This window comes from Novosphingobium sp. BL-A-41-Hi4A-0G, assembly GCF_055521735.1.
Genome location: NZ_JBVFVU010000002.1, coordinates 237,435 through 255,603, shown reverse-complemented (window position 1 = coordinate 255,603; position 18,169 = coordinate 237,435). Strand labels below are relative to the sequence as shown.

Below are 18,169 nucleotides of genomic sequence, written 5' to 3'. Positions count from 1 at the left end.
CACGACCAGGCTCCGCCTCGGCCAATGCGGCCAGATCCGTGAAACCCTAAAGAAATCACACCCCTAAGCTCTGCAATGACAGATCCTCACCCTAGGGCGCCGTGGGCAGCGCAGTCCCCTCAGGCACGACCGGCAGCCACACCGCGCTCGCATTCGCCCCGCCGCGCTCGAGCGTAATCGTCGCTTTCTGGTAGTCGGCCTTCTTCACAAGGAAGATGTTGGGCACAAACTTCTGCGGGTTGCGGTCGTAGAGCGGGAACAGCGAGGACTGCACCTGCACCATGATCCGGTGGCCGGGCTGGAACACGTGGTTCACCGTCGGCAGGCGGAATTTGTAGCGCTGCACCTTGCCCGCCGGAATCGCCGTGGGCTTGGCAAAGCTGTCGCGATAACGACCCCGGAAGATGTCGAGGCTGATCGGCAACTGATACCCGCCCATCTTGGGGTCCGAACCCGCAACCTCATCCGGGAACACGTCGATCACCTTGACCACGAAGTCGCCATCGGTGCCCGTGGTCTTGGCATAGAGATCGGCAGTCGGCGCGCCCGATACCCGCACCGCGCTGGTAAGCACTGGAGTGGCATAGGTCATCACATCAGGCCGACCATCGGCATGGCGCTGGTCGCTCACCAGCCAGTCGCCCCAGCGCCCATCGTTGAAATTCACCGGGCGCGGCAGGTGCGGCACCGGCTTGTCAGGGTCGGAGAGATAGCTGTCTTCTCCAACCCCACCCTTGTCAAAGCCCAGCGCGCCGCCTGCCTGCAGGAAGATCGGCTTCAGCGGCGCGGCGCAGTCCTTCTCGCAAGACAGCGGCCACTGCGTCAGCTTGTCCCAGTGATTCTCGCCAGTGTTGTAGATCGCCGCCTGCGGCAGGTTCGCCGCCGGGCCATCCTTCAGATACTGGTTGAACAGGGGCAGCACCATGTCCTCGCGGAACTGCTCTGCCGTGTCGCCATTCCACTTGAACGGCCCGAGTTCACGCCCCTCGCGGTTGACCTGGCTGTGGCGCCATGGCCCCATCACGAGGAAATTGTTGCCGGTTTTCCCCTTGGCCTTCAGCGCTTCCCAAGCAGTGATCGCGCCGTACATGTCCTCCTGGTCCCACAGCCCCTGCTCCCAGATCGTCGGCACGTTGGAAGGATTGGCCGCCAGCAGCTTGTCGAGCGCCTGCCCCTGCCAGAATTCATCATAGGCCGTATGCTTGACCATCTTCTGCCATGCAGGAAGCTGGTCGAAGCCCGAATTCTTCGCCCACTCGTTGGCCCCGCCCATGCGGCGGAATTCTTCATAGTTGTCGTAGATCCCTGTCGCGGGATCCTCGCCCTTGCCCTTGTAGCCGGTCTGCGATCCGATCCAGCCGATGTTGGCAAGGCGGAACGCGCCATAGTGGAACCAGTCGTCGCCCATCCAGCCATCGATCATCGGGCTTTCGGGCGCGGCCACCTTCAGCGCCGGATGGGGGTTCAGCAGCGCCATGACGACCGTAAAGCCTTCATAGCTCGACCCGATCATGCCGACCTTGCCGTTCGATTCGGGCAGGTTGGCCTTGTTCACCAGCCAGTCGATCGTGTCATAGGCATCGGTGACGTGGTCGGTCTCGGTCTTGTTCAGCTCGCCGCGCACCGGCCGCGTCACGATGTAATCGCCTTCGGAGCCATACTTGCCCCGGATGTCCTGATAGACGCGGATGTAGCCCGCCTTGACGAACGCCTCGTCGGCCAGCGGCAGGGTGGAGAGAATGTGCGGGCTGTCCATCCGGTTGGCCCGCGACTTTGCGTCATAGGGCGTGCGCGTCAGCACGATCGGCGCATTGGTCGTACCCTTGGGAAAGACGATCACGGTGTAGAGCTTCTTCCCGTCGCGCATCGGGATCATCACTTCGCGCTTCACATAGTCGCGCGCGTCCTCGGGCGGGGCGAACTTGGCCGGAATGTCGCTCGGCGGAAAGCTGTCCTGCGCCGCAACGCCTTGGCCTGCAAAGACAAATGCCGATGCGGCAAGAAGCAGGGCTGTGGCGGGGCGAAAACGATGCGTCATGCAGGGACCTTCCGGTTGCAGGAGAAACGACTCAGGCGGGCTGGCCGCGCCGAACGGTTACCTGCAAGGACCGGAAGGTCCAGTCAAATCAGCAGCTTCGCTATTCCTTCATCACCGGCCTCGGCGTCTGCCCGCTCTCGTCGAGATAATAGACCACCCACTTGTGGAAGAACTGGTTGCCCGGCTCGTTGCGCCCGAAGGTCTGGTGCGTCATCGCGCCCGATTCCAGCCCGTTCTGCACCTTGAGTCCGAGGAAGTAGTCTTCCTCCTCCACCACATCGAAGAAGAAATCGCACATCGCATCCAGCGCGGCGAGGCCCTCCTCGGTCTCGGGCTTCACCGGGAAGATGTAATTCATCACCGTGGTGTTCTGGTTCGCCTTCGGCCCGGGGAACAGCTGTGCCAGCTGGCCCATTTCGGGCGCGAGGAAGAAGCTCATGTTGGGGAAGAGCATGCGGATGAAGTCATAGCCGTTGTTCTCCTGCCGCCCCCATTCCTCACGCGGCAGGCCCTTGAGCCGGGTGATCGCATTCTGCGGGAAGCCAAGCCGGATATGCGGCCCGAAGCCCTCGTAGTTCGCCCGGTTCGAAGGGCTGCGCGTGGCCACCGTATTGGTGTGTGCCGCCTGAAAGTGGTAGCCTTCGAGATAGCCGTCATAGGCCACCTTCCAGTTCGCCCCCTTCATCGCGCGCGACTTGTGGAAGTACCACGTCTCGAGGCGGAGCGCTGCAAAGTCCTCGTACATCCCGCCCATCCACTCGATGGCGTTGATCGGCAAGCCCGGCGTCAGGATCACGAAAACCAGCCCCGCCGCCTCATCACAAGGCAGCTCGGTCATGTTCAGCGTCGAACGATCCACGTCGCCAAAGGTGCTCGCCTCGGCAATGCCCATCAGCTTGCCTTCGTTCGAGTAGGTCCAGCCGTGATACTGGCAGGCAAAGGCCTTGCAATTGCCCTTGCCTTCCATGGCCAGATGCATCGCGCGGTGCTTGCACACGTTGAGGAACGCGCGCGCCTTGCCGTCCTTCCCCCGCGTGATCAGCACCGGCAGGCCCATGACCTCCATCGCCTTGTAGTCGTTTACCTCCGGCAGTTCGATGGTCAGCGCGAGCATCAGCGGCAGGCGCTTGAAGATTCTCGCGATCTCAGCCTCGAAGCGCTCCTCGCTGAGGTAATCCGCCACCGGCACCCGCATCACGTCAGCGGCCTGATCGGTCGTGCGCGTCTCGACGAAATGGAGCATCCGCTCGGCAGCGCGGGCGTATTTGTCGTAAAGTTCGGTCATCGGATTGGCCTCACTTGTTCAGATAGAAGTCGAGCGTCTGGTGGATGTGGCGGATGCGCACTTCCTGATAATCGGCGAGTTCGACGGCCTGGTTCTTGGAAACCTTCAGCCCCTCATGGCACAGCGCCATGTTCTCGCTGTCCTGATCAAGCACCGCGCCCAGCACGCCGAGTTCGGGCGCATCGGCCCAGATCTGGTCATCGCCCAGCAAGTGCATCGGCACCCCAGCGGGCCGCTCCTGACCCTCCAGCACGCGAGCAATCACGCGCACTTCCATCAGGCACTTGTCCTGATCGGGCCAGGGCCGCCAGCGATAGACGATGTTGGGCATGAACCCGCCCCAAGGCGCAAAGTTCGGGAAGACGTTGTAGACCAGCGCGTCGAGCAGCTCGCTTTCCGAAACGCCCGAATAGTCCCCGCCGAACTGCTTTTCCGAAACCTCGCGCATCTTCTCGCCCAGTGCGGCACGGGCACTGCGGCCCTCAGGGACGGCGATGGCGTAGTTGTCCTTGTCCTCGTCATAGTTGTCGGCGCTGCGGCCGTTGTACTTGCGGAACTCATCGATGATCCGCTGCTGCGGCCAGTGCTCCGCTTCGGCCTGCGCCTCGATATGCGGGCTGATCACGCCGAACGGGGTGTAGTTCACATTCACGTGTCGGCCCAGCACGTGGTAGGCCGCATTGGCATCGCCGGTGAACGGCATGAGCTGCGGGTGCGTGACATAGGCGTGGTAGCTTTCCATGAAAGCCTCCATCGCGATCTTCCAGTTGGACAGGATGACCTTGGCCACCCACGCTACCGTCACGCATTCCTCGTGTTTCCAGCGCTTGAAGAACTCTGGCAGCGGATCGAGGTATTCCTCGATGGTTGGCCCTTCCGCATTGTCGCGCACGAAGATGTAGCCGCCCCACTGCGCAAGGCTCGCCTCGGGCAACTGCATCTTCTCGTCGGTCAGGTGGGCGAAGTCCCAGCGGCAAGGAATGTTGCGCAGAGACCCGTCCGGATTCCACGAAAAGCCATGGAACGGGCAGAGGAACTGCTCGGCACTTCCGCTGTCGGTCTTGAGCTTGCGCCCGCGATGGAGGCAAACGTTGTGGAACGCCTTTACGCTGCCATCCTCCTGCCGCACAATCAGGTACGAGCGGCCCGCGTTGTCATAAGTCACATAGTCGCCCGGCTCGGGCAGATCTTCCTCGCGCGCGGCGAACTGCCACACGTTGGGCCACATCTTCTCGCATTCTGCCTTGAAGAACTCGTGGCTGTAATACCGCGCCGCATCGATGGGTTCAGAGCCGAGATATTGCGACCGATCCTCGGCCATGAACGCGGGCGGAGCCACGTCATCTGCGCGAAGGATGTCTTCCCAGCTGGTGCCGGGGCATCGCGCCTGTTCGAACGCGCCGGGATCGCGGTCTGCCATGTCTTTCCTCTCTCATCCTTGGGGTGAGAAAGTGATGTCATGCCAAGGCCGGGAATCGTTTGACCGAGGTCAAGAACAGGGCGCCCGGACCCCTGCGCTTTTGGCTAGTTTCGGGCGTTTCCCCGGGGAAACAGGCAGATTGGTCTGTTTTCCAACAACGAAAGTCAGTTCGGTACGATCACGCCCTCGCCCTCGCGCCACACGGCGCGAATCTGCGGGTCGTCGTAGATTTCCATGATCTCGAACACGTTGCCGAAGAAGTCCCGGCAATAGGTCGCCGCATAGCCATGCTTGCGGCCCTCATCGTCCACCGTGATGCCTTCCATCGAAGGCGGCGCATGGACGCGGATCCCGGCTTCGAGCAGCCGCGCGTAGCAGGCCTGAACGTCGTCAACCTGCACCGCGAAATGGGTGTAACCATGATGGTTCACCCCGCGATCGGGGTCCTGCTTCTGCGGCTCGGGTGCCGAATACTCGAACACCTCGATATGCGCATTGCCCAGCCGGCACATGAACTGCCGCGCCGCGCTGCCTTTCAGCCCGATCACCTCGTCGATGAACGGATTGTCCCGCCATTCGAGCGGCGGCCCCACCTCGATCGCACCCAGCAGATCGAGGTAGAACGCCCGCGCCTTGTCGAGATCGGGGACCGAGACCCCGATGTGCTGGATCCCCTTGGCCCCGATGCTCATGGTCTGGTCCTCAGAACTGCCAGCCCGTCAGAACTGGACGCGCTTGGTAAAGCCGCCGTCGATCACGAGGTTGGTGCCGGTGGTGTAGGACGAAGCCGGGCTGGCAAGGAACACCACGGCCTTGGCCACATCATCCGGCGCCCCGAAGCGCCCGAGCGCAAAACCGCTCTCGACCGACTTGTAGAGTTCGGGCGCAGCACCCTCGATCACGTCCCAGCTTCCGCCCGAGAACTTGATCGGGCCCGGCGAAACCGCGTTCACGCGAATGCCCTTTGGCCCCAGCGCCTGCGAAAGCTGCCCGGCATAGACGATCAGCGCACCCTTCAGCGCATTGTAGCCCTGCGGCACGATGAACGTCTCAAGCCCTGCGGTCGAGGAGAGGATCACGATCGAACCGTCATCCGACTTTTCGAGGTACTTCTCCAGCACTTCCACGCCGATCACCGATCCCATGATGTCGTGGTCGAGGCCCTTCTGCCAGTCGCCCGTCTGGCCCGAGCCTGACGTCGAGATCATGGGGATGAAGATGTCGCAACCGCCCAGTTTCTCGGCCGCGTCGGTCAGCCATGCGCGATAGGCATCGTGGCCCTGATCCATATCGAAGGCCGATCCGAAGACCTTGCCGCCATGCTTCTCGAGGCTGGCCGCCGCTTCGGCGACCTGTTCGGCATTGCGCGAGCAGAACGCGATGTCCGCACCTTCGGCTGCAAGAATTTCCGCCGTTGCCCGCCCGATGCCGCGGCTGCCGCCGGTCAGGATGACCTTCTTGCCCTTGAGTCCGAGATCCATCTTGTTGCTCCTCTATCCCGTGCAGATTCCGTTGCAGCGTTCTTGAAGGGGGCAGCAATGCCAAGCCACTCCCCTTTTGAACAGGAAATGTCCGACGGCCTGTGGTGGTAGCCAGAGCCAAACGCGATTGGGAGCGAGGAATATGCGTCTCGAAGGCAAGACCGCCGTGGTGCTTGGCGCCAGCAGCGAAGGCAACATGGGCCAGGTCATCGCCCAGCGCCTGATGGACGAAGGCGCGCATGTGCTCGTCGCAGGCCGCAAGGAAGCCGTGCTCAAGGACTTCGCGACGCGCACCGGCTGCGAATGGACCGCCTGCGACATCACCGATGAAGCCAGCGTCAACGCCCTTGCCGATACCGCAGCCGAAAAGCTCGGCGGCATCGACATCGCGATCAACGCCACCGGCTGGGGCCTGCTCAAGCCCTTCCTCGAAGTCACCCGCGAAGAGCTTGACGCGATGAGCGCGCTGCAACTCGTCGGCCCGCACCAGTTCTTCCAGGCGATGATCCGCAAGATGGCCAGGTCGCTTGGCGGGCGCGGCGGTTCGCTGATGACGATCAGCTCGGCCACCGCCACGATCATGCTCAACGATCACGCGATCTACATGGGCACCAAGGCGGGCACCGACCACATCGTGCGCTGCATCGCCCACGAATTCGGAGCAGAAGGCATCCGCGCCAACTCGATCTCGCCCGGCCTTACCGACACGCCGATGAACGCCGATGCAAGCCAAGTCCCCGGCCTGTTCGAATCGTTCCGCAATTCCTACCCGCTCGGCCGCTGGGGCACCTCGGAAGACGTCGCCGCCGCCGTGGTCTTCCTCGCCAGCGACGAATGCTTCATGACCGGCGAGAACCTGCAGGTAAACGGCGGCCTGACCCTGCGCCGCAACCCCACCCGGGACGAGATCAACGCTTCGGTCGCCAAGGCAATGGGACAGGCTTGATCCAATGACGCAGGCAGTGGAAATTCCCGAAGTGATCCGTCCGGTCGACGTGGCGGAGTGGGAACAGGAGGTCGACGTCGTCGTCGCAGGACAGGGCGCGGCGGGCACTTGCGCCGCGCTCGAGGCGCACCGTGCCGGAGCGAAGGTCCTGATCATCGAGCGTGCCTCGGGCGGCGGCGGGGCCAGCGCGCTGTCCTCGGGAATCTGGTATCTCGGCGGCGGCACGGCAGTGCAGCAGGCCGCAGGCTATGACGACGACGCCGAACAGCTCGCCGCGTTCCTGCTCGCCAGCTGCGATCCGCTCGATCCCAATGCGGCAATTGCCTTTGCCAACGACTGCAAGGACCACTTCGACTGGCTCGAAGCCCAGGGCGTGCCGTTCGAGCGCACCTACTACCCCGGCAAGGCGGTTTGGCTGGAGGACACCACCTGCCTGATGTGGACCGGCAACGAGAAGGCCTGGCCCTATCGCGATGCTGCCCGCCCCGCCCCGCGCGGCCACAAGGTCGCGGGCGTTGGCGAGAATGCAGGCTCGGCGGGCATGAAGCCCCTGCTCGAACGCTGCGAGGCCGAGGGCATCGCCGCAATCTATGACAGCGCAGTGATCGCGCTGGTGCAGGACGAGGACGATGGCCGCGTCGTCGGCGTCAAGGTGCGGCAGACAGGCCGCGAGTTCTTCGTCCGCGCGCGGCGCGGCGTGATCGTTGCCTGCGGCAGCCACAACATGTGCGAGCCACTCATCAAGCAGCATCTGCCGCTGCTGACCGAGACGAGCGAACCGCTCGGCATCCCCAGCAACGATGGCGCGGGCGTGCGCCTCGGCCTTTCCGCTGGCGCGCATGCCGTGGCGATGGACGGCGTGATCCCCACCGCGTCGATCTATCCGCCCGGCCAGCTGATCAAGGGCATCATCGTCAACCGCAACGGCGAGCGCTTTGTTTCGGAAGACGTCTACCACGGCCGCCTCGGCAACTTCGTGATGGAGCAGCCGGGCCAGACCGCCTACCTGATCGTCGACAGCGAAGTCTTCGCCTACCCCGAAAATCCACTGGCCAAGCACTCGCTGGTCGATGGTTGGGAAACGGTAAAGGATATGGAAGCGGGCCTCGCCCTGCCCCAAGGTTCGCTGGTCGAGACGATGCACGCCTACAACGCCGATGCTGCCAGGGGCGTGGACTCGCGCTTCCACAAGCATGCCGATTGGCTCAAGCCGCTCGATGTCGGCCCCTATGCCGCCTTCGACATCAGCTTCGACAAGTCGCACTACCTGTTCATCACGCTGGGCGGGATCAAGACCGACGCGACCGGACGGGCGCTCGACCTGAAATCGAACACCATCCCCGGCCTCTACGTGGTGGGCGCCAGCACCGCGCACATCCCGCGCACCGGCAAGGCCTATGCTTCGGGCCTCAGCCTCGGGCCGGGGTCCTACTTCGGTCGCCGCGCCGGTCGCCACGCGGCAGGTGCCAACTGGTGAAGGCGGCAAAGAGCTTTTCGGCCTCGGCCAGCACTTGCGCGAAACTGTACTGCCCTCGCCATCGACGAATGCTTCATGACCGGGACCTGCAGGTGAACGCTGCCTAACCCCGCGCCGCAACCCCAAGCGCGACGAAATCAACGCAGCGACAGCAAGTACAATGGCCGGGGGTATGGCAGAAGGCTGATTTCAGGCCTGCTGCAGCAAGGGCCGCAGAAGCAGGTCGATATAGCGTGAAAGTACGGGCTCACAGGTGGGATCGCAGCCACTGAGCCCGAGGAAGTAGTCGCGCGTGCCGAACGCCAGCAACGCGCCGCCCAGCAGGCTCATGTAAGCCGCCGCCGCGCTGGCGCCCGAGAGCAGACCTTCGCTCTCCAGCTCGGCAAAGAGCGGACGCAGGATTTCCCAAACCGGCACGCCGAAGCTTTGCGCGACCCAGTCGTGCCGCTCGCCCGAGACCGAGAACTCCTGCAGCATCAGACGCGTCAGCCGGGGGTTCGCCGCAAAGCTGCGCAGCAGGGCCGTCAGCAACGCGGGAAGGACGTCTCGTGCCGGCCGCCCGCCAAGCTGTTCCAGCGCAGCCCGCAGCACGCCTTCCCCATCGCGCGCAAAAGCCTCGATCACCGCCTGCCACAACAGGCGCTTCGTCGGGAAGTAGTAGGCCAGATGCCCCGGTTCGATCCCGGCAGCGGCGGCAATCCGGCGCGTGCTCGCGCCTTCGTAGCCTTCCTCGGCAAAGACCTCGAGCGCCGCCTCGAGAATGGCTTCGCGATTGGCGGCAGGGGCATAACGGGCAGGTCTGGCTGTCATGCCCGAGGGATGCCACGGACTTTGGCAATTGACAAACATCTTTGGCAAATGCCAAACAATACGGCAACGAGACTCCGGGAGAAGACCTATGCACCCTCTCAAGACGCGCCAGCCCTGGCCCCGCAACCAGTGGTGGGCTGCGGCCTATTCCTCTGAAGTCACGCGCGAATTGCTGGGCCGGACCATCCTTGGCGAACGGGTCATCTTCTACCGCACCGAACAGGGCGATGCGGTGGTTCTGTCGGGCCTGTGCCCCCACCGCGCCTTTCCGCTCGAGAAAAGCTGCCTCGTGGGGGACAGCGTGCGCTGTGGCTACCACGGGTTCACTTTCGCCGCGTCCGGCGCGCTCGAAGCTGTGCCGACGCAGACCGCCCTGCCGACAGGCGCGGACCTGCGCCGCTATCCCGTGGCCGAACGCGGCGGCCTCGTGTGGGTCTGGACCGGGCCGGAAGCGCTCGCAGACGAGGCGCTCCTGCCTGACATGGAAGCCATGGGCTCCGGCAATCCGGCATGGGCCACCGAAGAGCACATGCCCGCCAGAATCGCCGCCCGCTACACCTTGCTGATCGACAACCTCCTTGATCTCAGCCACGTCAGCTTCATCCATGCCGACACGATTCCGGCGGGAGACAAGGTCGCCAGCCTTCCGGTGGAACTTGTCGAAACGCCACAAAGCCTCAACGTCCGCCGCATCGGCAAGGCGCTGCCGTCGAACCCCTTCTTCAAGCTGATGTTTCCCGAGCACGATGGCCCGCTCGACCAGTCCTTCGACGCCGAATACTTCGGCCCGCACCTGATCCGCACCGGCGGCGATCTCTTCGACAGCAACAGCGGCCAGCGGCTAGGCACCCAGAACTACCTGCATGTCATCACGCCGGAAACGCCGGGATCGCTGCATTACTTCGTGATCACCTCGCGCGATTTCGCCACCGACAACCCGGCGCTCGGCAAGATCCATGTCGACATGGGCCTGCGCATCCAGCCGCAGGACAAGGCCGCGATCGAGGCGATCGAACTGGTCCTGCAGGGGCTGGACACCCCGCCAAGGGAAATCTCGGCTCGCTGCGATACCGGCGCACTCAAGGTCCGCCACCGCCTCGAAAGCCAGATCCGCGCCGAGGAGAACGCGGCCTAGAGCACTTTCCGGGCAATATCCGCCCGCAACTGATCCTTGCGCACCTTGCCGCTGGCCGTGCGGGGAAAGTCCTCGACGAACTCGAAGCGCTCGGGGATCTTCTGCTTCGCCATTCCCGAAGCGCCGACATGCGCGACCAGCGTCGCCGCATCGGCCTCGCCTGCAAGGATCACATAGGCACACACGCCTTCGCCCAGCCGCTCGTGCGGCATGGCAACAACGGCCGCTTCCTTGACCGCCGGATGGCCGTGGAGCACGTCCTCGATCTCCTTGGCGGAGATGTTCTCGCCGCCCCGGATGATCAGGTCCTTCTTGCGCCCGGTGATCGTCACCGCGCCCCGCTCGTCCAGCACGCCAAGGTCGCCAGTGCGGAAGAAGCCGTCGGGCGTGATCGCCTCGGTGGTCTGCGCGGCGTCGGCATAGCCCATCATCATGCCCGGCCCGCGCGCAAGAATCTCGCCCTCGGCCCCGCGCGACAGATCGTTATCCTCGTGGTCGACGATGCGCACTTCGTAATCGACCACTTCGCCATCGGTCGTCGCCGCCAGATGCTCGTCATGCGGCCAGCCGAACGTCACCAGCGGCACTTCGGAGGCGCCGAACACGCGGAAGGCGCGGGCGTTGTCGAAGGCCGCATTGGCTGCCGGAATAAGGTCCGCCGGAACTGCCGCCCCGCCACAGGCAAAGAAGCGGAAGCTCGGCAGACCCGTGCCCGCAGCCCGTGCCGCCGCCGCCAGTTCCACCAGAAACGGCGTCGCCGCAACCGTCCCCACGCAGGCATGCTGCTCGATCAGCGCCAGCGCATCGGCTGCGTTCCACGCCTCCATCAGCACCGAACGGATGCCGCAAATGAACGGCGCTTCCAGCCCGTTGGCATAGCCCGAAACATGCGTGACTGGCGAAGGCATCAGCGTCGCCTCGCCCTCGGCGAGCCCCCAGTGTTGCCCACTTGCCGCGACGATATGCGCCAGCGTGCAATGGCTGTGCAGCACACCCTTGGGCCGCCCGGTCGTGCCCGACGTATAGAGCACCATCTTCACGCCCATCGGATCGACCTGCGGCGCCTCGAACGACATGCCCCGCCCGGCCTCGACCAGCGCGCCAAAGTCATCCGGCCCGCTCCCGCGCACCGTGAACACATGGGCCAGGTCCGGCAGCGCCTGCTGGCACCTGCGCGCCATCGCTGCATAATCGACCTTGCGGAAAGTCTCGGGCACGAAGATCGCCGCCGCGCGGCAATCGCCCAGCATCATCGTCACTTCGGCATCGCGATAGATCGGCACGATCGGATTGACGACAAAGCCCGAAAGCGCCGCCGCCAGATTGATCACCGCCGCCTCGCGCCAGTTGGGCACCTGAAACGCGATAACATCGCCTGCGCGCAACCCCCGCGCATGAAGCGAGGCGGACAGCGCCTCCGCCTCGGCCAGCACTTGCGCAACAGTGTACTGCCCCTCGCCATCGATGAAGCAGACGAAATCAGGCGTCGCCGCCGCCCGCTCGCGCGCCAGATCGGCCAGAGTCCTGCCCGCCCAGGCTCCGCTCGCGGCAAAGGCCTGCTGATGCGGGGAGGGAATCGGCAGCCAGTCCCAGGGCTTTTCACTGTTCTCGTTCATGGCGTGGCTTGTTCCAAGCGCGAAGCCGCTTCAGCAATTGGCGAAAAGGCGAGTAACCTATCGCCAATCACAGCTTCCCCCATGACGCAGCCCACGGCATGGTCTTGGCAACATTCGGCCAAAAGGCCACGGAGAGGCACCAGATCCCATGGACCGTATCGAGCGTATCGGACAAGTCGCTGAAATCATGCGCGACTATGTCGAGAACAAGCAGACCTTCCTCACCACGACGACCAAGCGCGTCCCCGTCCGCAGCTATACCGATCCGGACCAGTGGAAGGCCGAGATGGAGCTGGTGTTCAAGCGCGTGCCGCTGATGCTCGCCTTCACCGCCGAACTGCCCAATCCAGGCGATTACAAGGCGATGGACGCCGTCGGCATGCCGGTGCTGATCAACCGCGACAAGACCGGAAAGGTCCGCGCCTTCCTCAACGTCTGCTCGCATCGCGGCGCGCCGGTTGCCAGTGAAGGCCACGGCAATTGCCCGCGCTTCACCTGCAAGTACCACGGCTGGACCTTCGGCCAGGACGGCAAGCTGATCGGCATTTCCGAAGCCAGCAAGTTCGGCGAAGTCCACAAGTCCGAAATGGGCCTGCGCGAACTGCCGTGTCAGGAGAAGGCCGGGATGATCTTCGTCGTCCTGACGCCCAATGCCCCGATCGATGTCGATGCCTATTTCCGCGGCTTCCTCGACGATTTCGAAGCGCTCGATTTCGGCAAGTGGACCTACATGGGCAGCCGCGTGATCGAGGGCGCCAACTGGAAGATCGCTTACGACGGCTATCTCGAAGGCTACCACTTCGCCTCGCTCCACCCCGAAACGATCTTCCCGCGCACGCCGTCCAACTGCATGCACTACGAAGGCTTCGGTCCGCACCAGCGCATCGGCTTCCCGCACCACCGCATTGCCGAGGCCCTGAAGGATGTGCCGCGCGAAGAGTGGGGCACGCAGGAGAACAACGGCTTCGATTTCGTCCGCATCATGTTCCCCAACGTATCGGCCTTCATCGCGCCCGAGATCACCCAGGTCGCCCAGCTCTTCCCCGGACCGACGCCGGGCGAAAACCGCACCGTGCTGAACTACCTGCGCCGCGAACCCATCCGCGACGAGGAGGATCGTGCCAACGTCGAAGCCGCGATGAACTTCTTCCGCGACGTGACCTATACCGAAGACTACCTGATCGGCCTCGAAATCCAGAAGGGCCTCGAAACCGGCGCGCACGACGATCTCGTCTTCGGCCGCAACGAACGCGGCAACCAGTACTTCCACGAATGGCTGGACTGGTATCTGCAGGACGATCCGGACCTCCCCGAACCGCAGATGTGAGAACGTCGGGCAAATGAACCCGATCAGTCTGGCCTCGGGCGTCGTCCCCGAATTCGGCCCTGTCGACACCATCGAAGCCGCCCGCGCAGGCGGCTTCGACATGGTCGGCCTCTGGGTCGATCCACTGGAATGGACCGCCGCCCACACCCGCGATGCTCGCGCGGCGCTCGCCGCCACGGGCCTGCCGCTGCTCGATGTCGAGGTGATCTGGCTCAAACCCGACGTCCCGCTCGACGGTCACCGCAAGGTCATCGACGTCGGCGCGGAACTTGGCGCGCGCAACGTCCTGTGCGTTTCGTCCGACCCTGACCACCCCCGCACCGCCGCCCAGCTTTTCGACCTGTGCCGCCACGCCGAAGGCAGCGGCATCCGCGTGGCGCTGGAATTCGGCATCTTCACCGAAGTGAAGACCCTCACCGCCGCCATGGCCGTGCTGGATCGGATCGATCACCCGCTGAAAGCCCTGCTGATCGACCCGATCCACGTCGATCGCTCCGGCTCGTCCATTGCCGAAATCGCAAGGCTCGATCCCGCGCTCCTGCCCTACGCCCAGTTCTGCGATGCCCCCGCCGAGCGCCCCGATCCTGCAGACTTCGACGCGGTGATCCACGATGCGATCAACTTGCGCGAACAATGCGGCGAAGGCGCCCTGCCGCTGGCAGCGCTCTACCACGCCCTGCCACCGGCCATCCCGCTCGCCATCGAACTGCGCTCCGAAGTCTTGCGCGATGCTTTCCCGCACCCTGCTCTGCGCGCCGCCGCCGTGGCCGAAGCCACGCGCCGCTGGCTCGACGCCCACGCATGACCATCACCGTCCTCACCCTGCTCAAGCGCCGCGATGGCATGAGCAAGACCGATTTCATCGCATACTACGAAAGCCGCCACCGCCTGATCGGGGAGAAGGTGCTCAAAGGCTGGGCCACCCGCTACCAGCGCAACCACCTCCACCCGCTGGACGGCACCGACCAGCCCCACGATTTCGATGTCGTGCTCGAGATCGACTTCCCCGACCAGCAAACCTGCGACGCCTGCTTTGCCGCCATGGCCGATCCCGCCATCATGGCCGAGATCGTCGAGGACGAGGAACGCCTGTTCGACCGCACCCGCATGCGCACTTACCGCGTCGAGGCCCACGCCTCGCAGTTCTGATCAGCGCAGCAGGGGGGCAATCTCGCACAAATCGTTGCGGATCGCCGTCGCGGCCACGCCTGCCTGCCCCATCGCATGGCTGATCTGGTCCAGCCCCCGCGTCACGTCGCCCGCCGCATAGAGCCCCTTCACGCTCGTCCGCTGGTGCGCGTCGATCTCGATGCAGCCTTCCGAATTCGCCTTCGCCCCCAGCGCCAGCGCCAGTTCCGACCGGATCACCGAACCCAACGCCGGATAGACCGTGTCGAACGCCAGCGCCTCACACGGCGACGGCACGACGATAGCCTCACCCTCGATCCGCAAACGCGCGCAAGGTCCGCCGACAAGCGTCACGCCCAGCCGCTCAAGTTCCGCCCGCTCCCCGGCATCCAGCTCATGCTCGCCTTCAGGCGAAACAAGCGTGACGTCCCGCGAAAAGCCGCGCAGGAACAGCGCCTCCCCATGGCCCCGGCTGCCCGTACCGATCACCCCGATGCGCTGGTCGCTTGCCTCATAGCCATCGCACACCGGGCAATAGCGCAACAGTCCCCGCGCCAGCGCCTCGTCGTGAACCTCGTCGGCCATCGGCGGCCGATTGTTGACCACGCCGGTGGCCAGCAGAACGCTCCTCGCCGCCCACGCGTTGCCATCAGCCGAAGCGCGAAACCCCAGCCCCTCACGCACCAGACTCTCGGCTTTCGCCGTCTGCACTTCCACCCCGAACTCCGCCGCCTGCTCGCGCATAAGCCGCAGAAGTTCGGTCCCCGCGATCCCGCCCGGATGGCCGGCATGGTTGTGCGTGCGCGGAATCATCGCGGCGCGGCTGTGCCCGGCATCGATCACCGCGATGCGCAAGTGAAATCGCGCAAGGTAGATCGCTGCGGTCAGGCCTGCAGGTCCGGCGCCGATGATCAGGCAATCGAGTGGCTGTTCCATCCCCGCCCAAACCGGTCGCGCTCTTATGGTTCCATCCTCGCCATCTTGCATGGCGCTAGTCAAAGCCCGCCACATCGTGCTAGGGGCACCCTTGCAAACTTGCCGATGGCGCAAATTCAGGCACTTGGCTGCCTTGTGCCGATAAATCCAAGCCCTTGCATCAGCGGCGAAGCGCTCCGCCTCGCCTGACGTCACTTCAATTCCCAAGGTCTTCGATTACAGATGGCAGGATACAAGGAACCCGGTTTCAACGACCGCATCGCCGCAGCTGCAGCTGCGCGTGAAAAGGCGCTCGCCAAGTTGAAGGCCAAGCCCGCCCCCGATCCGGCAGCGCTTGCCGCCGCCGCCGCCAAGGCCGAAGCGAAGGCCGCTGAACGCGAAGCCGCTCAGGCCGCCCGCCGCGCCGCTGCCTTGGCCAAGGCCGAAGCCAAGGCCGCCGAGGAAGCCGCCCAGCGCCAGGCAGAGATCGACGCCGAGGCTGCGCTTGCCGCGCAGACCGAAATGACCGAAGCCGAACGCAAGGCTGCCCGCGACGCGCGCTATGCTGCGCGCAAGGCCCGCAAGAAGTAGTCCGGATCATCGCAAGCACAGAAAAGACGTCCGCCCCGGCGTCGTCAGACACATGGGCCGGACACGACTGGATCGACACCACGTTCGTTCCGGGCGGAGGCGAGATGCGCCTGATGCAGCGCGGTGATGAATTCACCATCCTGCTCGCCGATGCCGAACTGATGGGCACGCGCGTCAGCGCCTCCGAACAGTCGCTCGCCACCATGGCGCAGGAACGCCTCGGCGCGCGACCCGGTGCGGAATGGCTGATCGGCGGCTATGGCATGGGCTTCACCCTGCGCGCCGCGCTCGCCTGCCTGCCCAAGGACGCGGTCGTCACCGTGGCCGAGATCGTGCCCGAAATCATCCGCTGGGCGCGCGGACCGATGCACGCGCTCACCGCCGGTTGCCTCGACGACCCGCGCGTGGTCGTGGTGGATGACGACGTGGCGATGCTGATCGGCTCGGCGCGCGAGGCCTACGACGCGATCCTGCTCGACGTGGACAACGGCCCCGAAGGCCTGACCTGCGACGACAACGACGCGCTCTATCACCCCAAGGGCATCCGCGCCGCTCTGGCCGCGCTTCGCCCCGGCGGCATCCTCGCCGTCTGGTCAGCCTGGCCCGACGACGGTTTCGCCCTGCGCCTCCACGACGCAGGGTTCGATGTCGACGAGGAAGTGGTCGAAGAATGCGCCACCGGCACCGGCGCCAAGCACGTCATCTGGTTCGCGCGCAAGCCTCAGGGCACGGCGTAGCATCCTTCGACAAGCTCAGGATGAGCGACAGGAATCCCTTTGATTCCCGCTCATTCTGACGAACCTCGCTCATGCTGAGCCCGTCGAAGCACTATCAGCACAAAGCAAAGCTCAATCCGCAAACACCGTGCGATAGGACCGGCGCGTGAACTTCCACGCGCCGTCGATCCGCTTCAGCTCATCGTCATACCGCCCGGTGGCGTGGATGCGCTTTCCCGTGGCGGGATCGTCGAAGATCTCGATGGTATAGGCGACCGCCCTGGCCGCGTCGCCATCGACCTCGATGGAACCGGGCTGCATGAAATAGACCATCGGCTTGGTGCAGTTGTCGAGGCCATAGTGCTTCATCGATTCCGACCACCCGGCAACGATTGCCGCCTTGCCGGAAAAGCCGCCAAGGTCGGGATACTCGGGCAGCTCCCAATAGGCATCGTCTGCCCAGATCGATCCCCACAGCTCGGCGTCGAGCGTCATCACGCCATGGGCGTGCGTGTCCATCAGTTCGCGGATCGCGATGCGGTCCTCGACAGGTCCGGTAAACGGCATCGTCTTGGCTCCTTACCAGGGGTGGGTTTCGCCGTTCCACTTGAGGAAGTCGCCCGAACGCTCGAGCGTCCACGCCGCGGCGACATCACGGATGCCCCTTGCGCTTTCGGTCGGCGTGATGTCCGCCGCCTCGCCGCCCATGTCGGTCTGCACCCAGCCAGGATGCATGATTCCCACGACGATCCCGCGCTCCTTGAGATCGGTCGCCACAGACCGCATCAGCCGGTTGAGCGCCGCCTTGGCCGAGGCATAGGCATAGTAGCCGCCATAGGGCCAGGTCGATGCCGCCAGCTGGCTCGAGATGTTGATGACCTTGGAGCCTTCACCGAGGCGCGGCAGGAATGCCTGCAGCACGCGCAACGGGCCCTGCACCATGATGCGGAACACCTCGTCCCATTCCGCCCAGTCCGAGCTTTCGAGTTCCGCCGGGTCCGATCTGCTTACCCCCGCCACGTTGTAGAGCACGTCGATCGCCTCGCCCGCCGTCTCGGCAGCGCCAGCCTTGACCGAGGCATCATCGGCCACGTCCATCCGGTGCACGGTCAGCTTTCCGCCCGAAGCGGCAGCGAGATCCGCCAGCTTGCCCGCACCTTCCGGATTGCGCACCAGCGCGATCACGCGGTCGCCCGCCTCGACATGCTGGCGTGCGAGTTCCAGTCCGATACCGCGCCCTGCGCCGGTGATTGCCACGGTGGTCATATCGTCGTCTCCCAAGAC

The 18,169-nt window shown here is 64.6% G+C and carries 18 protein-coding genes; 8 read left to right on the top strand and 10 right to left on the bottom strand.

The window, feature by feature from the left end:
- Positions 1-91: 91 nt before the first annotated feature.
- The 5 genes from ACZ1JX_RS18850 to ACZ1JX_RS18830 form a co-directional block, all read right to left on the bottom strand.
- Complete coding sequence (locus ACZ1JX_RS18850; protein WP_465126483.1) at positions 92-2,038, bottom strand: CocE/NonD family hydrolase; 1,947 nt, start codon at positions 2,036-2,038, stop codon at positions 92-94.
- A 100-nt stretch (positions 2,039-2,138) separates the two neighbouring features.
- Entirely contained in the window at positions 2,139-3,323 is a 1,185-nt protein-coding gene (locus ACZ1JX_RS18845) for an aromatic ring-hydroxylating oxygenase subunit alpha (protein ID WP_465126482.1), read from the bottom strand.
- A 10-nt stretch (positions 3,324-3,333) separates the two neighbouring features.
- Positions 3,334-4,743 (bottom strand): aromatic ring-hydroxylating oxygenase subunit alpha, encoded by a 1,410-nt coding sequence (locus tag ACZ1JX_RS18840; protein WP_465126481.1) that lies wholly within the window; start codon positions 4,741-4,743, stop codon positions 3,334-3,336.
- 164 nt (positions 4,744-4,907) lie between these two features.
- On the bottom strand, positions 4,908-5,435 hold the full coding sequence (locus tag ACZ1JX_RS18835) for a VOC family protein (protein ID WP_465126480.1): 528 nt from the start codon (positions 5,433-5,435) through the stop codon (positions 4,908-4,910).
- Between the two features lie 27 nt (positions 5,436-5,462).
- A complete protein-coding gene (locus tag ACZ1JX_RS18830; protein WP_465126479.1) occupies positions 5,463-6,224 on the bottom strand; it encodes an SDR family NAD(P)-dependent oxidoreductase in 762 nt (253 codons plus the stop codon).
- A 142-nt stretch (positions 6,225-6,366) separates the two neighbouring features.
- Between ACZ1JX_RS18830 and ACZ1JX_RS18825 the strand changes: the two genes are divergently transcribed.
- Positions 6,367-7,170 carry an SDR family oxidoreductase gene (locus ACZ1JX_RS18825; protein WP_465126478.1) on the top strand — a complete coding sequence of 268 codons (804 nt, stop codon included), beginning with the start codon at positions 6,367-6,369 and terminating at the stop codon, positions 7,168-7,170.
- Positions 7,171-7,174: 4 nt separating this feature from the next.
- A complete protein-coding gene (locus ACZ1JX_RS18820) occupies positions 7,175-8,647 on the top strand; it encodes an FAD-dependent oxidoreductase (RefSeq protein ID WP_465126477.1) in 1,473 nt (490 codons plus the stop codon).
- 189 nt (positions 8,648-8,836) lie between these two features.
- Here the strand turns inward: ACZ1JX_RS18820 and ACZ1JX_RS18815 are convergent, their stop codons facing one another.
- Positions 8,837-9,457, bottom strand: coding sequence for a TetR/AcrR family transcriptional regulator (locus ACZ1JX_RS18815; RefSeq protein WP_465126476.1), 621 nt, complete (start codon positions 9,455-9,457; stop codon positions 8,837-8,839).
- A gap of 88 nt (positions 9,458-9,545) precedes the next feature.
- On the opposite strand from ACZ1JX_RS18815, the gene ACZ1JX_RS18810 reads away from it, so the two are divergent.
- Positions 9,546-10,592, top strand: coding sequence for a Rieske 2Fe-2S domain-containing protein (locus ACZ1JX_RS18810; protein WP_465126475.1), 1,047 nt, complete (start codon positions 9,546-9,548; stop codon positions 10,590-10,592).
- On the opposite strand, the gene ACZ1JX_RS18805 is transcribed toward ACZ1JX_RS18810, so the two are convergent.
- Positions 10,589-12,208 (bottom strand): AMP-binding protein, encoded by a 1,620-nt coding sequence (locus tag ACZ1JX_RS18805; protein ID WP_465126474.1) that lies wholly within the window; start codon positions 12,206-12,208, stop codon positions 10,589-10,591. The two genes, ACZ1JX_RS18810 and ACZ1JX_RS18805, sit on opposite strands and share 4 nt — an antisense overlap.
- A 148-nt stretch (positions 12,209-12,356) precedes the next feature.
- Between ACZ1JX_RS18805 and ACZ1JX_RS18800 the strand changes: the two genes are divergently transcribed.
- From ACZ1JX_RS18800 to ACZ1JX_RS18790, 3 genes are read left to right on the top strand one after another with little or no spacing between them, the layout of a single operon-like run.
- Positions 12,357-13,535 (top strand): aromatic ring-hydroxylating oxygenase subunit alpha, encoded by a 1,179-nt coding sequence (locus tag ACZ1JX_RS18800; RefSeq protein WP_465126473.1) that lies wholly within the window; start codon positions 12,357-12,359, stop codon positions 13,533-13,535.
- Positions 13,536-13,548: 13 nt separating this feature from the next.
- The gene (locus ACZ1JX_RS18795) at positions 13,549-14,340 is read left to right on the top strand and encodes a sugar phosphate isomerase/epimerase family protein (RefSeq protein ID WP_465126472.1); all 792 of its coding nucleotides are present in this window, start codon (positions 13,549-13,551) and stop codon (positions 14,338-14,340) included.
- Positions 14,337-14,684, top strand: a complete 348-nt coding sequence (locus ACZ1JX_RS18790; RefSeq protein ID WP_465126471.1) for an EthD domain-containing protein — start codon at positions 14,337-14,339, stop codon at positions 14,682-14,684. Before ACZ1JX_RS18795 ends, ACZ1JX_RS18790 begins: the two co-directional genes overlap by 4 nt.
- Here ACZ1JX_RS18790 and ACZ1JX_RS18785 read toward each other — a convergent pair whose 3' ends face one another.
- The gene (locus tag ACZ1JX_RS18785; RefSeq protein WP_465126470.1) at positions 14,685-15,599 is read right to left on the bottom strand and encodes an NAD(P)/FAD-dependent oxidoreductase; all 915 of its coding nucleotides are present in this window, start codon (positions 15,597-15,599) and stop codon (positions 14,685-14,687) included.
- Between the two features lie 222 nt (positions 15,600-15,821).
- On the opposite strand from ACZ1JX_RS18785, the gene ACZ1JX_RS18780 reads away from it, so the two are divergent.
- Together ACZ1JX_RS18780 and ACZ1JX_RS18775 are read left to right on the top strand one after the other, a co-directional pair.
- Entirely contained in the window at positions 15,822-16,169 is a 348-nt protein-coding gene (locus ACZ1JX_RS18780) for a DUF6481 family protein (RefSeq protein WP_465126469.1), read from the top strand.
- A gap of 104 nt (positions 16,170-16,273) precedes the next feature.
- Positions 16,274-16,906, top strand: a complete 633-nt coding sequence (locus tag ACZ1JX_RS18775; RefSeq protein ID WP_465126468.1) for a spermidine synthase — start codon at positions 16,274-16,276, stop codon at positions 16,904-16,906.
- A gap of 111 nt (positions 16,907-17,017) precedes the next feature.
- Here ACZ1JX_RS18775 and ACZ1JX_RS18770 read toward each other — a convergent pair whose 3' ends face one another.
- Both ACZ1JX_RS18770 and ACZ1JX_RS18765 read right to left on the bottom strand, forming a co-directional pair.
- Positions 17,018-17,452, bottom strand: coding sequence for a nuclear transport factor 2 family protein (locus tag ACZ1JX_RS18770; RefSeq protein ID WP_465126467.1), 435 nt, complete (start codon positions 17,450-17,452; stop codon positions 17,018-17,020).
- 12 nt (positions 17,453-17,464) lie between these two features.
- Positions 17,465-18,151, bottom strand: coding sequence for an SDR family NAD(P)-dependent oxidoreductase (locus ACZ1JX_RS18765; protein ID WP_465126466.1), 687 nt, complete (start codon positions 18,149-18,151; stop codon positions 17,465-17,467).
- Between the last annotated feature and the right edge of the window lie 18 nt (positions 18,152-18,169).

What these genes read in the sequence shown, in the direction of transcription:
- ACZ1JX_RS18850 (WP_465126483.1), bottom strand. Translation starts at nt 2,038, where the DNA reads ATGACGCATCGTTTTCGCCCCGCCACAGCCCTGCTTCTTGCCGCATCG.
- ACZ1JX_RS18845 (WP_465126482.1), bottom strand. Translation starts at nt 3,323, where the DNA reads ATGACCGAACTTTACGACAAATACGCCCGCGCTGCCGAGCGGATGCTC.
- ACZ1JX_RS18840 (WP_465126481.1), bottom strand. Translation starts at nt 4,743, where the DNA reads ATGGCAGACCGCGATCCCGGCGCGTTCGAACAGGCGCGATGCCCCGGC.
- ACZ1JX_RS18835 (WP_465126480.1), bottom strand. Translation starts at nt 5,435, where the DNA reads ATGAGCATCGGGGCCAAGGGGATCCAGCACATCGGGGTCTCGGTCCCC.
- ACZ1JX_RS18830 (WP_465126479.1), bottom strand. Translation starts at nt 6,224, where the DNA reads ATGGATCTCGGACTCAAGGGCAAGAAGGTCATCCTGACCGGCGGCAGC.
- ACZ1JX_RS18825 (WP_465126478.1), top strand. Translation starts at nt 6,367, where the DNA reads ATGCGTCTCGAAGGCAAGACCGCCGTGGTGCTTGGCGCCAGCAGCGAA.
- ACZ1JX_RS18820 (WP_465126477.1), top strand. Translation starts at nt 7,175, where the DNA reads ATGACGCAGGCAGTGGAAATTCCCGAAGTGATCCGTCCGGTCGACGTG.
- ACZ1JX_RS18815 (WP_465126476.1), bottom strand. Translation starts at nt 9,457, where the DNA reads ATGACAGCCAGACCTGCCCGTTATGCCCCTGCCGCCAATCGCGAAGCC.
- ACZ1JX_RS18810 (WP_465126475.1), top strand. Translation starts at nt 9,546, where the DNA reads ATGCACCCTCTCAAGACGCGCCAGCCCTGGCCCCGCAACCAGTGGTGG.
- ACZ1JX_RS18805 (WP_465126474.1), bottom strand. Translation starts at nt 12,208, where the DNA reads ATGAACGAGAACAGTGAAAAGCCCTGGGACTGGCTGCCGATTCCCTCC.
- ACZ1JX_RS18800 (WP_465126473.1), top strand. Translation starts at nt 12,357, where the DNA reads ATGGACCGTATCGAGCGTATCGGACAAGTCGCTGAAATCATGCGCGAC.
- ACZ1JX_RS18795 (WP_465126472.1), top strand. Translation starts at nt 13,549, where the DNA reads ATGAACCCGATCAGTCTGGCCTCGGGCGTCGTCCCCGAATTCGGCCCT.
- ACZ1JX_RS18790 (WP_465126471.1), top strand. Translation starts at nt 14,337, where the DNA reads ATGACCATCACCGTCCTCACCCTGCTCAAGCGCCGCGATGGCATGAGC.
- ACZ1JX_RS18785 (WP_465126470.1), bottom strand. Translation starts at nt 15,599, where the DNA reads ATGGAACAGCCACTCGATTGCCTGATCATCGGCGCCGGACCTGCAGGC.
- ACZ1JX_RS18780 (WP_465126469.1), top strand. Translation starts at nt 15,822, where the DNA reads ATGGCAGGATACAAGGAACCCGGTTTCAACGACCGCATCGCCGCAGCT.
- ACZ1JX_RS18775 (WP_465126468.1), top strand. Translation starts at nt 16,274, where the DNA reads ATGCGCCTGATGCAGCGCGGTGATGAATTCACCATCCTGCTCGCCGAT.
- ACZ1JX_RS18770 (WP_465126467.1), bottom strand. Translation starts at nt 17,452, where the DNA reads ATGCCGTTTACCGGACCTGTCGAGGACCGCATCGCGATCCGCGAACTG.
- ACZ1JX_RS18765 (WP_465126466.1), bottom strand. Translation starts at nt 18,151, where the DNA reads ATGACCACCGTGGCAATCACCGGCGCAGGGCGCGGTATCGGACTGGAA.